12 protein-coding genes are annotated in these 14,359 nt (G+C 71.6%); 8 read left to right on the top strand and 4 right to left on the bottom strand.

The features are described 5' to 3' along the window. Positions 1-21: 21 nt before the first annotated feature. Positions 22-777, bottom strand: coding sequence for a response regulator transcription factor (locus K329_RS0109925; RefSeq protein ID WP_028472915.1), 756 nt, complete (start codon positions 775-777; stop codon positions 22-24). A gap of 144 nt (positions 778-921) precedes the next feature. Between K329_RS0109925 and K329_RS0109920 the strand changes: the two genes are divergently transcribed. From K329_RS0109920 to opgC, 5 genes are read left to right on the top strand one after another with little or no spacing between them, the layout of a single operon-like run. Beyond that, positions 922-2,145 (top strand): PP2C family protein-serine/threonine phosphatase, encoded by a 1,224-nt coding sequence (locus tag K329_RS0109920; protein ID WP_084541178.1) that lies wholly within the window; start codon positions 922-924, stop codon positions 2,143-2,145. Next, complete coding sequence (locus tag K329_RS25965) at positions 2,145-4,214, top strand: glycosyltransferase (RefSeq protein ID WP_084541177.1); 2,070 nt, start codon at positions 2,145-2,147, stop codon at positions 4,212-4,214. The genes K329_RS0109920 and K329_RS25965 overlap by 1 nt, the downstream gene beginning before the upstream one ends. Further along, a complete protein-coding gene (locus tag K329_RS0109910; protein ID WP_028472913.1) occupies positions 4,211-4,543 on the top strand; it encodes an STAS domain-containing protein in 333 nt (110 codons plus the stop codon). The genes K329_RS25965 and K329_RS0109910 overlap by 4 nt, the downstream gene beginning before the upstream one ends. Further along, positions 4,536-4,985 carry an ATP-binding protein gene (locus K329_RS0109905; protein WP_028472912.1) on the top strand — a complete coding sequence of 150 codons (450 nt, stop codon included), beginning with the start codon at positions 4,536-4,538 and terminating at the stop codon, positions 4,983-4,985. The genes K329_RS0109910 and K329_RS0109905 overlap by 8 nt, the downstream gene beginning before the upstream one ends. Next, positions 4,967-7,531 carry an OpgC domain-containing protein gene (gene opgC / locus K329_RS25960; protein ID WP_052336681.1) on the top strand — a complete coding sequence of 855 codons (2,565 nt, stop codon included), beginning with the start codon at positions 4,967-4,969 and terminating at the stop codon, positions 7,529-7,531. The genes K329_RS0109905 and opgC overlap by 19 nt, the downstream gene beginning before the upstream one ends. On the opposite strand, the gene K329_RS0109895 is transcribed toward opgC, so the two are convergent. Genes K329_RS0109895 through K329_RS25955 form a run of 3 tightly spaced genes read right to left on the bottom strand, consistent with a single transcriptional unit; the run spans position 7,518 to position 11,442 of the window. After that, positions 7,518-8,822, bottom strand: coding sequence for an MFS transporter (locus tag K329_RS0109895; protein WP_245596510.1), 1,305 nt, complete (start codon positions 8,820-8,822; stop codon positions 7,518-7,520). The two genes, opgC and K329_RS0109895, sit on opposite strands and share 14 nt — an antisense overlap. 56 nt (positions 8,823-8,878) lie before the next feature. Beyond that, positions 8,879-11,002 carry an excinuclease ABC subunit UvrB gene (gene uvrB, locus K329_RS0109890; RefSeq protein WP_028472910.1) on the bottom strand — a complete coding sequence of 708 codons (2,124 nt, stop codon included), beginning with the start codon at positions 11,000-11,002 and terminating at the stop codon, positions 8,879-8,881. 47 nt (positions 11,003-11,049) lie between these two features. Further along, complete coding sequence (locus tag K329_RS25955) at positions 11,050-11,442, bottom strand: response regulator transcription factor (protein WP_052336679.1); 393 nt, start codon at positions 11,440-11,442, stop codon at positions 11,050-11,052. 122 nt (positions 11,443-11,564) lie between these two features. Here K329_RS25955 and K329_RS0109880 point away from each other — a divergent pair, with 122 nt between their 5' ends. The 3 genes from K329_RS0109880 to K329_RS0109870 all read left to right on the top strand — a co-directional run bounded on the left by K329_RS0109880 (position 11,565) and on the right by K329_RS0109870 (position 14,340). Then, positions 11,565-12,785: a phospholipase D-like domain-containing protein gene (locus tag K329_RS0109880; RefSeq protein ID WP_043642962.1), complete on the top strand. Its 1,221-nt coding sequence runs from the start codon at positions 11,565-11,567 to the stop codon at positions 12,783-12,785. Positions 12,786-12,892: 107 nt separating this feature from the next. Continuing rightward, positions 12,893-13,783 (top strand): SDR family oxidoreductase, encoded by an 891-nt coding sequence (locus tag K329_RS0109875; RefSeq protein ID WP_043642959.1) that lies wholly within the window; start codon positions 12,893-12,895, stop codon positions 13,781-13,783. After that, on the top strand, positions 13,780-14,340 hold the full coding sequence (locus tag K329_RS0109870; RefSeq protein WP_028472907.1) for a carboxymuconolactone decarboxylase family protein: 561 nt from the start codon (positions 13,780-13,782) through the stop codon (positions 14,338-14,340). The genes K329_RS0109875 and K329_RS0109870 overlap by 4 nt, the downstream gene beginning before the upstream one ends. The last annotated feature ends 19 nt before the right edge of the window (positions 14,341-14,359 follow it).

The raw sequence follows: 14,359 nt of genomic DNA, 5'->3' as shown, positions 1-14,359 counted from the left end.
ACGCGGGGCCGTCCGGAGGCGTCAGTCGACGCCGAGCTGGTAGGCGACACCCTCGACGCTGCGGATCCACTCCCGGCGTCCGCCCAGCTTGCGGAGCTTGCGCCGCACGTTGCCGATGTGCACGTCGAGCAGGAAGTGCGACTCGCCGAAGTCGTCGGTCCAGACCGCCTTGACGAGGTCGCGACGGTCCCAGCGACGCCCCGGCTCCCGGGCGAGCACGGCCAGGATCTGCACCTCGACGGGCGTCAGCGGCAGCGGTACGGAGTTGAGCAGCGCCAGGCCGCGGTCGGGCACCACGACGAGGCCGTGGCCGGCGTCGATCACCTCCGGCTGCGCGTCCGCCGGGGGCACGGCGGCAGCGGAGCGCCCCGCCGTGCCCGTCGGGTCCCCCGCGTGCCGAGGGGTCCGGGGCCGGCGGAGCAGCGCGGCCGAGCGGGCCCGCAGCTCCTGGGGCGAGAACGGCTTGTTGATGTAGTCGTCGGCTCCGAGGTCGAGCCCGAGGAGCCGGTCCATCTCGTCGGTGCGGCCCGTCACCATGATGATGTAAGCGTCGCTGAACTGTCGGATGGCGCGGCACACCGACGTGCCGTCCATGTCGGGCAGACCGAGGTCGAGCGTCACGAGGTCGGGCGACTGGGCTCGTACGGACTCGATGGCGGCGGCCCCGCTCGAGGCCTCCGACACGTCGTGCCCGGCGCCCCGCAAGGTCGCGGCCACCAGGAACCGGACGTCGTCGTCGTCGTCCACCACCAGGACCGAGTGCGCCGCCGTGACCACGAGCCCCCCTCGTTCGTTCGCCGGATGATCCATGACGCGCCGCATGTGCCGTCTGCCTGCGGGTACGTGGCTTTCACGTTACCTTGTTAAAACCTTGTCGACGTACCGCTGGTACCCACGATCGACGCCATTCGGGGGGCGGCCTTGACCTTGCACGACGACCACATCGGTGCACCTGCGGAGCAGAGGCGGCAGCGTGCCGTCGACAGCCTGCACGACGCGCTGCACGGCGACAACGACCGTCTGGACCGGATCACGCGGCTGGCCCGCTCGGTCTTCGGCGTCGCAGCGACGTCGGTCACCGTCCTCGACCACGACCGGGCGTGGTTCCCGAGCGAGAGCGGCCTCGGGATCGCCGAGATGCCGCGGTCGCAGACCCTGTGCGACACCGCCCAGGCGGGCGACGAGACCCTGGTCGTCGAGGACGCCCGGGCGGACCCACGGTTCCGCCACCTCGCGCCCGTCGCCGACGGGTCCCTCGTCTTCTACGCCGGCCGGCCCCTCCACGACCACCTCGGCAACGTCGTCGGCACCTTCTGCCTCTTCGACGGCGCCGCCCGCACCCTCGACGCCGAGCAGCGCCGTACGTTCGACGACCTGGCCGCGTGGGCGGAGCAGGAGCTCGTCGCGTCGTCCGAGATGGGCCAGGCGCGCCAGGTGCAGACGTCGCTGTTCCCCTCGCAGCCGCTGGAGAGCGGCCCCTGGAGCGTCGACGGCATGTGCCTGCCGGCGCTCGCGGTGGGCGGGGACTGCTACGACTTCGGGCTCGGCGGCGGCGTGCTCCACGTCGGCGTCGGCGACGTCATGGGCAAGGGCACCAGCGCCGCCCTCCTCGGGGCGGGCGCCCGCGCGGCGATCCGCGCCACCCACGGAGCCGTGACCGCCGGCGCCGACCTCGGGGTGATCGCCACGCAGGTCGCCCGGAGCCTCACGCCCGACCTCGAGCGGTCGGAGTCGTTCCTCACCGTCTTCGAGGCGGCCGTCGACCTGGAGGACGGCTGGACCCGCTGGGTCGACGCCGGCTCGGGGCTCGCGGCGCAGGTCTCCGCCGACGGCACGATCACCTACCTGACGGGCGACGACCGGCCGTTCGGCGTGCTGCCCGACGACCACTGGACCGAGCACACGACCACCCTGGAGCCCGGCGACCGGCTCGTCGTCATCAGCGACGGGGTGCTCGACCTGGTCGAGGACCAGGCCCTCGTCTGGGAGGACCTCGCCGTGGCCACGCGGGCCGCCGCCACCCCGGCCGACCTCCTCGCCGAGGTGCGGCGCTGGGCCGAGGTGCGGCCGCCGCTCGACGACGTCACCGTGCTCGCGGTCTTCCGCGCCGCCGACACCGGTCCGGACGTGGAGGACTCGGCCTGATGAGTCGACGGCTCCTGCTGCTGCGCGGGATCGTGCTCGTCACCGCGATCCTCGGGCTCAACTACATCGTCTGGCGCTGGCTGTTCTCGGTGCACTGGTCGGCCTGGTGGATCGCCGTCCCGCTCGTGATCGCCGAGACCTACAGCCTCGTCGACTCGCTGCTGTTCGGGATGACCATGTGGCGGCTGAAGGAGCGGGGCGAGCCGCCGCCGGCGACGCCCGACCAGACCGTCGACGTCTTCATCACGACCTACAACGAGCCCCTCGACCTGGTGCTGGACACCGCCCGCGCCGCGGTCGCGATCCGCTACCCGCACCAGACCTGGATCCTCGACGACGGCAACCGCCCGGAGATGCGCGACGCCGCGGCCGAGCTCGGCATCGGCTGGATCACCCGCTCCCCGGACTGGGCGGGCATGCCGCGCCACGCCAAGGCCGGCAACCTCAACAACGCGCTCCAGGCCACGGACGGCGAGTTCCTGCTCATCCTCGACGCCGACCAGATCCCCAGCCCGGACATCCTCGACCGCACGCTCGGCTACTTCGACGACGAGAACGTCGGTCTCGTCCAGACCCCGCAGTACTTCGTCAACGTGCCCGAGAGCGACCCGCTCGGCAGCCAGGCGCCGCTCTTCTACGGCCCGATCCAGCAGGGCAAGGACGGCTGGAACGCCGCGTTCTTCTGCGGCTCCAACGCCGTCATCCGGCGCGAGGCGCTGATGCAGATCGGCATCACGCGCTACGTGCACGAGATCGGCGTCGGCGTCGATCGCGCGCTGCGCTCGGCCCGGTCGGTGCTGACGGCCGCCCGCAAGGACCTCGGCGACGACGAGGTCGGCGTGCGCAAGGCCATCGACGACGTCCTGTACGACGTGGGCCGCACCCGACGGGAGATCGCCCGCGGCGGAGCGCTGCTGGACGCGACGTACAGGTTCCAGACCCGTGTCGCCGAGATCCGGCGCCAGCTCGTCGCGGCCGACCTCCAGCTGGTCTCCGCCGACCTCGACCTCATCGCCGAGCTCGACCAGCTCGCCGGGATGAGCGACCAGTCGCTCGCCACCGTCAGCCTCGAGGCGCTCGACCGGGCGACCGCGCGCGACCTCTCCCCGCTCGGTGCCATCGAGGCCGTCGAGGCGCTCATCCGCGCGGTCGACGTCGACCGCAGCGACGAGGCGATGCCGGTGATGCCCATGGCGACGATCTCGGTCACGGAAGACATGGCGACGTGCATGCGCATGCACGGGCTCGGCTGGCGCTCGGTCTACCACGACGAGGTCCTGGCCCACGGGCTCGCGCCGGAGGACCTCGAGTCGATGCTCACCCAGCGGCTCCGCTGGGCCCAGGGCACTGCGCAGGTGATGTTCCGCGAGAACCCGCTCGTGCAGAAGCGGCTCTCGTGGCCCCAGCGGCTCATGTACTTCGGCACCATGTGGAGCTACCTCTCGGGCTTCGCCGCGCTCGTCTACATCGCGGCCCCGGTCATCTACCTGACGCTCGGGGTCCTGCCGGTCCAGGCGTTGAGCACCGACTTCTTCATCCGCCTCGTGCCGTTCCTCGTGGTCAACCAGCTCCTGTTCTTCGTCGCCGCCAACGGGCGGCCCACCTGGCGGGGACAGCAGTACTCGCTCGCCCTCTTCCCGGTCTGGATCAAGTCGGTGACCTCGGCGTTCGGCAACGTCTTCCTGCGCCGCGACCTCGACTTCTCGGTCACGCCGAAGGAGCGCAAGGAGTTCGCGGTCGCCCGGTGGGACCTCGTGCGACCCCAGCTGATCGCCATGGGCGCGCTGGCCCTCGCCGGCGTGGCGGGCGTCGTACGCCTCGCCGTCGGCCAGGCCTCGTGGCTCGGCACCAGCCTCAACCTGGTCTGGGTCGTCTTCGACCTCGTGATCTTCTCGGTGATCATCCGGGCCGTCCGGTACCGCGGCTTCGAACCGCCCGACTCCCGGCCCCCCGACCCGTCCCCGTCCGACGCGTCCCCGACGCGCGCCGTGGCCCCCGCCCGGCAACCTGACCGACAACCCGCCCGGCAACCCGCCTCCCGGCGCGGATCGCACAGAGGAGAGAGATGATCGAGCTCGACGTCACCACCGACCGGGGCATCGCCGTGGTGGTCCCCCGCGGCCGTCTCAACATGGTCGCCGCCCGCCAGCTGAGGCAGGTGCTGGCCGACATCATCACCGGCGGCACCTCGCGGATCGTGGTCGACCTCGCCGAGACGACGTTCCTCGACTCGTCGGGGCTCGGGGCACTGATCGGCGGGCTCAAGTCCGCCCGGCAGGCCGGCGGCGACCTGCGCATCGCCCGCCCGACGCCCGAGGTCATGACGGTCTTCACCCTCACGAACATGGACAAGGTGCTGCGCCCGCGCGACGACGTCGGGAGCGCCTTCGATGTCTGAGACGCGTCCGGACGGCGACGCGGACGGCACTGCCCTGCGTCTCGACCTGCCGGCGGCGCCGGAGGCCCTCGACGACGTCCACGACCAGCTCGACCTCGTCTGGGAGCGCCACGACGACGTCTCCGTGGCCGACCGGTTCCGCTTCCTCACCGCGGTGATGGAGATCCTGGGCAACGTCGCCGAGCACGCCTACCGGCCCGACGTCCGCGCGCCCCAGCGGCGGCTCGAGCTGGTGGTCACCGTCACCGCCGACGAGCTCGTGGCCACCATCAGCGACAACGGGGTGCCGGTCAGCCTCGACCTGAGCACCGTGACGATGCCGGACGAGGACGCGGAGTCCGGCCGCGGCCTGGCCCTCGCGCTCGCGGCCCTCGACGACCTCGACTACGAGAGGTCGGGGGACCGCAACCGCTGGAGGCTGCAGTGCGTACGACGCGACTGAGCCCCGCCGTACGCCTGCTGCTCGGGCTCGTCGGCCTGCTGCTCGCCCTCGGGCTGCTGGCCGTGCCGTCGCCGGCGGTCGCGGCCGACGACGACGCCCCGCCGGCGCTGCCGGACGCCGGGAGCCCGTGGTTCGGCCCGAGCCTGGACTGGACGTCGGACTCGGCCGCCGACTACGAGGACCGGCTCGGCCGCTCCCCGTCGCTCTACACCCAGCGCGTCAACTACCCGCTGGGCGACGACGACCGCACCTACCTGCGGCAGTTCGTGGAGCAGGCCGCCACGCAGGGCGCCGTGGCCGTCGTCAGCCTGGAGCCCGTCGTACCGCTGACGGAGCTCACCGCCGATGACGCCTCCGACCTCGCGGACCAGCTCGTCGAGCTGCACGACCAGCTCGACACCTACTTCCTCGTGCGGTTCGCGCCCGAGATGAACGGCACCTGGTACGCCTGGGGCCAGCAGCCGCTCGCCTACGTCGACGCCTTCCGCACGGTCGCGGACGCGGTCCACGACGCGACGCCCCACGCGGCGATGGTCTGGTCGCCCGTGTACGGCGCGGGCTACCCCTACGGCGCGGCGTACGGCGACGTCGACCCCGACCGGGTCTCCGAGGTCGAGACGCTCGACACCGACGGCAACGGCCGGCTCGACGAGGGCGACGACCCCTACGGGCCCTACTGGCCCGGCACCGACGCCGTCGACTGGGTCGGGCTGACGCTCTACCACTTCGGCCCCGACCGCGGCCGCGTCGACAACGACCTCGACCCCGCCGAGGGCGGCCGGACCGGCGACGAGGAGTCGAGCGAGGGCTTCGAGCTCGACCGGGTGCCGGCCGAGGACGCCTACGTCGACCGGCTCGAGGAGCAGTACAACTACGTCGGCGACGGCGACCGCGCGCCCTTCTACGAGCGCTTCGCCGAGGCGAACGACCTCCCCATGCTCGTCGAGACCGGCGCTCTGTGGATCCCGGACGACGCGGGCGACCCCGAGCTGGACATCAAGCAGGGCTGGTGGCGCCAGGTGTTCGCGGCCCAGGCGGACTACCCGCTCGTGCGGGGCTACTCCTGGCTCGAGCAGGAGCGCCCCGAGGCGGAGGCCCAGGAGCGGGTCGTCGACTGGCGGGCCACCCGCACCGACGAGCTCACCGACGCCCTCCGGCCCGACCTCGTCGACGCCGACGTGCGGATGGGCCCCGTCACCCGGGTGCTCGACCAGCAGGCGGCCAACGAGGCCACCGCCCAGGGCCGCCAGCCCGCGCCCGACGAGATCGGCGCCGAGATGGGTTGGATCGTCTTCTGCGTCGCCTTCCTCGCCGTCGCCTTCGTGCTGGCGGGCGCCGCCGGCCGGTGGCTCCCCTCGTGGCGCTACCCGGACGAGCACGACCCGCGCGACCGCCGGCTCGACCTGTTCCGCGGGTGGATCATCCTGGCGGTGGTGATCACCCACATCGAGGTGGCGAGCCCCTACTCCTACGTGACGCTCAACGCGGTCGGGGCCATCACCGGTGCGGAGATGTTCGTGCTCCTCTCCGGCGTGGTGCTGGGCATGATCTACCTCCCCACGGTGCGCAAGCTCGGCGAGTGGCCGACCGCGGTCGTCATGTGGCGACGCGCCCGCAAGCAGTACGTGGTGGCCCTCGTCGTGGTGATGCTCGTCTACCTGCTCGGCCTGCTGCCGTTCATCGACGCGACGGTGATCACGACCTTCACCGACCGCGGCACGGGCGAGAACGGCGAGGTCGTGGCGGGTCAGGTCTACGACCTCTACGCCAACGCGCCGCGGCTCTTCGACTACCCGCCGCCGTGGTACGCCGTCCAGCAGTTCCTGCTGCTCGAGATGGGGCCGTGGGTCTTCAACATCATGGGCCTGTTCGTGGTCTTCAGCCTCGTGCTGCCCGTGATCATGTTCTTCGTCAAGCGCGGCCTGTGGTGGCTGGTGCTGGCCGTGTCGTGGGCGCTCTACGTGTGGAACGCCGTCGCCGAGGTGCACCCGCTCCCCTCGCAGTTCGAGGCCGTCTTCCCGCTCCTCACCTGGCAGGTCGCCTTCACCCACGGCCTCGTGGTCGGCGTCTACCGCCGCCAGATCACGAAGGCCCTCGTCTCGCACGCCGGCAAGATCGCCTGCTCGGTGTTCGTCCTCGGGTACGCCGGCGCCCTGGTGTGGCTGTGGCTGGCCCACACGTACGGCTACTCGGCCTCCCCGTTCCCGGAGGGCTCCTACGGGTGGCTGTACGAGAACGCCTACACGCGGGTCTTCCTGCAGCCCGGCCGACTGCTCGACCTGGTGCTGATGGTCGTGGTGGCGTACGCCGTGCTGACGACGATGTGGAAGCCGATCGACAAGCTCATCGGGTGGTTCTGGATCCCGCTCGGCCAGGCCAGCCTCTACGTCTTCATCGTGCACGTGTTCTTCGTGCTCGCCGTCGGCAACATCCCGGGCCTGGACCGGGGGTCGGTCTGGCAGGGCACCCTCGTGCACACCGCCGTGCTGGCCCTCATCTGGCTGATGGTGCGCAAGAAGTTCCTGTTCTCCGTCATCCCCCGCTGAGGTCGGGACGGGCCCGGGCCACGAACGCGCGGGCCCGTCCGCGGTAGCGCCACACCTGCACCAGGCCGACGGTCCACAGCACGTACTGCAGGCTCATCGCCCAGCGGAAGGCCTCGGGCGTGTACGACGTGCCGCTGCCCGGCGTGCGCCAGTCCAGCACGAGGCCGATGCCGACGACGAGGAGCAGGCTCGCGTAGAAGCCGCCCTGGTTGATGATCCCGGTGGCGCTCGAGAGCCGTTCGTCGGGGTTGGAGGTGCGGCCCACGTCGAAGCCGATCATCGACGCCGGTCCGCCGATGCCCGTGACGACGACGAGCACCAGGAGCACCCCGAACGGCGCGTTGCCCGGCCAGGCGAGCACGACGGTCCAGACGGCGACGATCGACCCCACGATGGTGAGCACCATCGTGGAGCGCTCGTAGGGGTAGGCGCCCACCAGCCACCCCAGCACCGGGCCCGCCACCATGATCGCGAGGACCAGCACCGTCAGCAGGAGGCCCGCCTCGTCGGGCGTGCGCCCCTCGCCCCGCACGAAGAAGGGATACCCCCACAGCAGGCTGAGCGTGGTGGCGCTGAACTGGGTCGAGAAGTGCATCCAGAAGCCCAGGCGGGTGCCGGGCTGGCTCCACGAGGCGCCCAGGCTGCGTCGTACGGCGCCCAGCGACATCGCCTCGCCCCGCAGGCTCCGCACCGACGGGGCGTCACGGACCACGACGACCAGGCCGAGCGCGAGCACCAGCCCGAGGCTGGCCGCCAGGAGGTAGGCCCGCTCCCACCCGAGGGTGCCGAGGGCCCACGTCATCGGGACCGCCGCGGCAATGGCGCCGCCCTGGCCGAGCGTGCCCGTCAGCTGGGTCATGAAGGGGATCTGGCGCAGCGGGAACCAGCTGCTGACGAGACGCAGCACGCAGATGAAGGTGAGGGCGTCGCCGACCCCGACGAACGCCCGGGCCAGGAGGGCGAGCACGAACGAGTCGGCGAAGGCGAACGCCGACTGGGCGGCGACGAGCACGAGCGTGCCGGCGAGCAGGACGCGCCGCGGCCCGAACCGGTCGATGAGCAGCCCGACGGGCACCTGCATGACGGCGTACACGAGCAGCTGCAGCATCACGAACGTCGAGAGCTGCGCCGCGGAGATGCCGAAGCGGTCGGTGGCCGCGAGCCCGGCGACGGCCAGGGAGGAGCGGTGGAAGACCGCGAGCAGGTACGTCGCCAGCCCGATGCTCCAGACGACGAAGGTCCAGCGTGGCCGGGGTTCTCTCACGGGCCGCTGACCTGCGTCGTCGCTCACTGCGGCGATGTTACGCCGAGCCCTCCGGTCGTCTCCGGCGGCCCGGCCGCGGCCGGCTACTTGCTGGCCTCGAGCATCTGGCGCAGCTCCTTCTTCAGGTCGGAGATCTCGTCGCGCAGCCGGGCGGCGAGCTCGAACTGCAGCTCGGCGGCGGCGGTCTTCATCTGGTCGCTGAGCGACTGGATGAGCGCGGCGAGCTCGGCGCTCGGCATGCCCGCCACCCCGGCGTTGCGCTCGGCCGAGCGCTCCCCCAGCACCGGCACGGGCTGCCGGGCCTTGACCCCGCCGGCACGGCCCTTCTGCCCGACGTCGGCCCAGGTCTGCAGCAGCGCCTCGGTCGTCTCGTCCTCGCGGGCCAGCATCTCGGTGATGTCGGCGATCTTCTTGCGCAGCGGCTGGGGGTCGACGCCGTGGGCGGTGTTGTAGGCGACCTGCTTCTCCCGGCGCCGGTTCGTCTCGTCGATGGCCGACTCCATCGAGGGCGTGATGCGGTCGGCGTACATGTGCACCTGGCCCGACACGTTGCGCGCCGCGCGGCCGATGGTCTGGATGAGCGACTTGTCGGAGCGCAGGAAGCCCTCCTTGTCGGCGTCGAGGATCGCGACGAGCGAGACCTCGGGCAGGTCGAGGCCCTCGCGCAGGAGGTTGATGCCGACGAGCACGTCGTACGACCCCAGTCGCAGGTCGCGCAGCAGCTCGATGCGCTTGAGCGTGTCGACCTCGGAGTGCAGGTAGCGCGTGCGGATGTCGGCGTCGAGGAGGTAGTCGGTGAGGTCCTCCGACATCTTCTTCGTCAGCGTGGTCACCAGGACGCGCTCGTTGCGCTCGACCCGCGTGCGGATCTCGCCGATCAGGTCGTCGATCTGGCCCTTCGTCGGCTTCACCACGACCTCGGGGTCGATGAGGCCCGTCGGGCGGATGATCTGCTCGACGACGTCGCCGCCGACCTTGTCGAGCTCGTAGTTGCCCGGCGTGGCCGAGAGGTAGATCGTCTGGCCGATGCGCTCGAGGAACTCCTCCCACCGCAGGGGCCGGTTGTCCATCGCGCTCGGGAGCCGGAAGCCGTGGTCGACGAGGTTGCGCTTGCGCGACATGTCGCCCTCGTACATGCCGCCGATCTGCGGGACCGCGACGTGGGACTCGTCGACGACGAGCAGGAAGTCCTCCGGGAAGTAGTCGAGGAGCGTGTTCGGCGCCGTGCCGCGGCTCCGGCCGTCCATGTGCATCGAGTAGTTCTCGATGCCCGAGCAGCTGCCGACCTGGCGCATCATCTCGATGTCGTAGGTGGTGCGCATGCGCAGGCGCTGGGCCTCGAGCAGCTTGCCCTGCCGCTCGAAGGCGGCCAGCTGCTCGGTCAGCTCCTCCTCGATACCGGTGATGGCGCGCTCCATGCGCTCCGGGCCCGCCACGTAGTGGGTGGCCGGGAAGACGTACAGCTCCTGGTCCTCCGTCAGCACCTCGCCGGTGATCGGGTGGAGCGTCATGAGCCGCTCGATCTCGTCGCCGAAGAACTCGATGCGGACCGCGTGCTCCTCGTAGACCGGGAAGATCTCGAGCGTGTCGCCCCGCACCCGGAACGTTCCCCGGGTGAAGGCCATGTCGTTGCGCGTGTACTGGATCTCCACCAGGCGGCGGAGCACGGCGTCGCGGTCGTGCTCCTGACCGACCCGCAGCCGGAGCATGCGGTCGACGTACTCCTGCGGGGTGCCGAGGCCGTAGATGCACGACACGGTCGAGACCACGATGACGTCGCGCCGCGTGAGCAGCGAGTTGGTCGTGGAGTGGCGCAGCCGCTCGACCTCCTCGTTGATCGAGGAGTCCTTCTCGATGTAGGTGTCCGTCTGCGGGACGTAGGCCTCGGGCTGGTAGTAGTCGTAGTACGACACGAAGTACTCCACCGCGTTCTGCGGGAAGAGCTGGCGCAGCTCGTTCGCGAACTGGGCGGCGAGGGTCTTGTTGGGCTGCAGCACCAGCAGCGGTCGCTGGACCTGCTCCGCCACCCAGGCGACCGTGGCCGTCTTGCCCGTGCCGGTGGCACCCAGCAGCACGACGTCGTCGACGCCGTCCTCGATGCGCTGGGTGATCTCGACGATGGCGGCCGGCTGGTCGCCCGCCGGCTCGTAGTCGGAGACCACCTTGAACGGCGCCACCCGGCGCTCGAGATCGGTCACTGGTCGCATGCTTCGAGCCTACGGCCAGCCACCGACAACGGCGCAGGAGCAGGACCTCAGCCGTCCGTAGCGGCGCCGTCCGCCCGTGCGGCGAGGACCTCGGCGACCCTCGTGCGCAGGGCCTTCGGGGAGAACGGCTTCGCCATGAAGGCGTCCGCACCGCTCTCCAGACCGACGTCGCGGTCCGTCCGCTCGTCCCGCGCCGTCAGCATCAGCACGTACGCGTCGCTGAACTCGCGCAGCCGGCGGCAGGTCTCGAGACCGTCGATGTCGGGCAGGCCGAGGTCGAGCGTCACGAGCGCCGGCTCGATCTCGCGGGCCATCTCCAGCGCCTGGGTCCCGCTGGAGGCCTGGTGGACGTCGAGGTCGAGCTGCCCGAGCACCATCACCAGCAGCTCGCGGATGTCGGGGTCGTCCTCGACGACCAGCACGCGCGTGCGCTCTGCCATCCTGCGTCTCCTCCGTGTCGGGTGGTCGGCCGACGTGGCCGTCACCGGCTGCCCGGGGTCGCACCGGTCGGTAGGTTGTCCCCGTGAGTCCTCGCAGCGCCTCGGCCGACCGTATCCTCCGGATGCTGCGACGGACGCTGCTGGGCATCTTCGTGGTGCAGTTCGCGCTCGCGATCGGCATGACGCTGGTCGACTCCTACCGGCGCCGGGGCAAGAAGCCGAAGCCGTTCCCCACGACGGCGCCCTCCACGGTCGACATCGGCGACGGCAGCATCACGACGTACACCTACGGCCAGGACCTGTACGACGACATGCTGGCCGCGATCGCCGGTGCGCGCCGCCGCATACTGCTGGAGACCTACATCTGGAAGGGCGACGAGGTCGGCGAGCAGTTCAAGAAGGCGCTCGCCGACGCCGCGGCCCGGGGCGTCGAGGTCTACTGCATCTACGACGCCTTCGCGAACCTCGTCGTCTCCCCGCGCTTCAAGCACTTCCCGCCCGGCATCAAGGTCATCCGCTACCCGGTCTACAACGCCGGCTGGCGTGTCTTCGACCTCCGCCGCTACGGCCGCGACCACCGCAAGATCCTCGTGGTGGACGACGAGGCCGGCTTCGTCGGGGGCTACAACATCGGCACGCCGTACGCGACCGAGTGGCGCGACACGCACGTGCGCATCACCGGCCCGGGGGTCTGGGACCTCACCCGCACCTTCGCCGACTTCTGGAACCTCCACCGCCACAAGCGCTTCCGCGCGAGCGAGCGTCCGCTCCTGCTGGAGACGGCGTCGGTCTGGGAGCCGCGCATCCGGTTCCACCGCAACATCCCGCGCCTGTGGATGTTCCCCATCCGCTCCATGTACCTCGAGGCCATCGACCGGGCCACCCAGAACATCTGGATGACCCACGCGTACTTCATCCCCGACCAGGACATCGTCGACGCGCTGCGCCGCGCCGCCTCCCGGGGCGTGGACGTGCGGATCCTGCTCCCCCACAAGTCCAACCACGTCGTGGCCGACTGGATCTCCCGCGGCTACTTCTCCCAGCTGCTCGACTCCGGGGTGCGCATCTTCCGGTTCCGGGAGGCGATGGTGCACGCCAAGACGTCGACGATCGACGGCAGCTGGTCGACCGTGGGCACCGCGAACATCGACCGGCTGAGCCTCCAGGGCAACTACGAGATCAACGTCGAGGTCATCGACTCCCGGATGGCGGCCACCCTCGAGGAGATCTTCCGCACCGACCAGGGCCACTCGTGGGAGCTGCGCAGCGACGAGTGGGAGGCCCGCTCCGCCCACCGCAAGTTCACCGAGTTCGTGCTCGCCCCCCTGCGCCCGCTGCTCTGAGGCTCGTCCGTGGCGGGCCGCCACGGGTCGGTGATCTGTGACACGCTGTGACAACGCCTGTCACGTCACTGCGGCCCGGGGCCGCGTACCGCCCAGGAGGCCGCCGCATGCTCCCCTCGATCCGACGCCCCCGGAGCCTGTCCGGGGCCGAGGTCTTCCTCACCGGCGCCGCCAGCGGCATCGGCCGGGCCACCGCCCTGCTGGCCGCGGCCGAGGGCGCCCGCGTCCACCTCACCGACCTGCACGCCGAGCCGCTCGAGACCGTCGCCGCGGAGGTACGGGCCCGCGGTGGCGCGGTGGGCCACGTCGAGCCCGCCGACGTGTCCGACCACGCGGCCGTGGTCGCCCTCGGTGGGCGGCTGACCGCGGCGTACGGCGCGATGGACGTCGTCATGAACATCGCCGGCATCTCGGCCTGGGGCACGGTCCGCTCGCTCGAGCACGACCACTGGCGGCGCCTCGTCGACGTGAACCTGATGGGGCCGATCCACGTGATCGAGACTCTCGTGCCCCCGATGGTCGACGCGGGGCGGGGCGGAAGCCTCGTCAACGTCTCGTCGGCCGCCGGCCTCATCGGCATGCCCTGGCACGCGGCCTACAGCGCCAGCAAGTTCGGGCTCCGCGGCGTCTCCGAGGTGCTCCGCTTCGACCTCGCCAAGCACGGCATCGCCGTCAGCCTCGTCTGCCCGGGCGGGGTCGCGACCCCGCTCACCGAGACCGTCGTCATCGCCGGCGTCGACACGTCCACCCCCCGCTTCCGCCGGCTGCTCGGCCGCTTCCGGGGCCACGCGGTCACCGCCGAGCAGGCGGCCGAGGCGATCCTCGACGGGGTCCGCCGCCGCCGCTACTGGGTCTACACGTCGGCCGACATCCGGCTGGTCCACCTGCTCCAGCGCCTCTGCCCGCCGGCGTACGCCCTCGCGATGCGCGGCTTCGGGTACGCCGCCAACCGGGCCCTGCCCGACGTCGAGGCCGCCCGTCGGACGGAGGCGTCGTGAACCTCCCGGACTCCCCCGCGCCCCGCATCACGCCCGGCGGCCGTCGGGACGTCGGCCTCGTCACCTGGGCGTTCGCCCACGCGGCCGGCCGGGTGACGGGCACCCGGCCGCCCGCGGTCTTCCTCACGCTCGGTCGTCACCGCGGCCTGTTCCGCGGCTGGCTCCACTTCGCGGGCCGGCTCATGCCGGGCGGTCGGCTGCCGCGACGGGAGACCGAGCTCGTCATCCTGCGGGTGGCGACCCTGGCCGGCAACGAGTACGAGCTGACGCAGCACCGCCGTCTGGCGCGCCGTGCCGGGCTCGGGGCCGCCGAGATCGAGCGCGTGACCGCCGGGCCCGACGCCGACGGCTGGTCGGCCCGCGACCGCCTGCTCCTCGAGGCCACCGACGAGCTCCACGCCACCGAGGACCTCGGCGACGCGACCTGGTCGCGCGTGCACGCCGAGCTCGGCGACCGCACGACGATCGAGCTGCTGCTCCTCGTGGGCCACTACCGGATGCTGGCGACCGCGCTCACGACCCTGCGGGTGCAGCCCGACGCCCCTCGTCGCCGCTGAGCGCGGGACGAGGGGCGTC

This window comes from Nocardioides alkalitolerans DSM 16699, assembly GCF_000426525.1.
GTDB classification, from domain to species: domain Bacteria; phylum Actinomycetota; class Actinomycetes; order Propionibacteriales; family Nocardioidaceae; genus Nocardioides; species Nocardioides alkalitolerans.
This window is presented reverse-complemented; position numbering and strand designations above follow the sequence as displayed.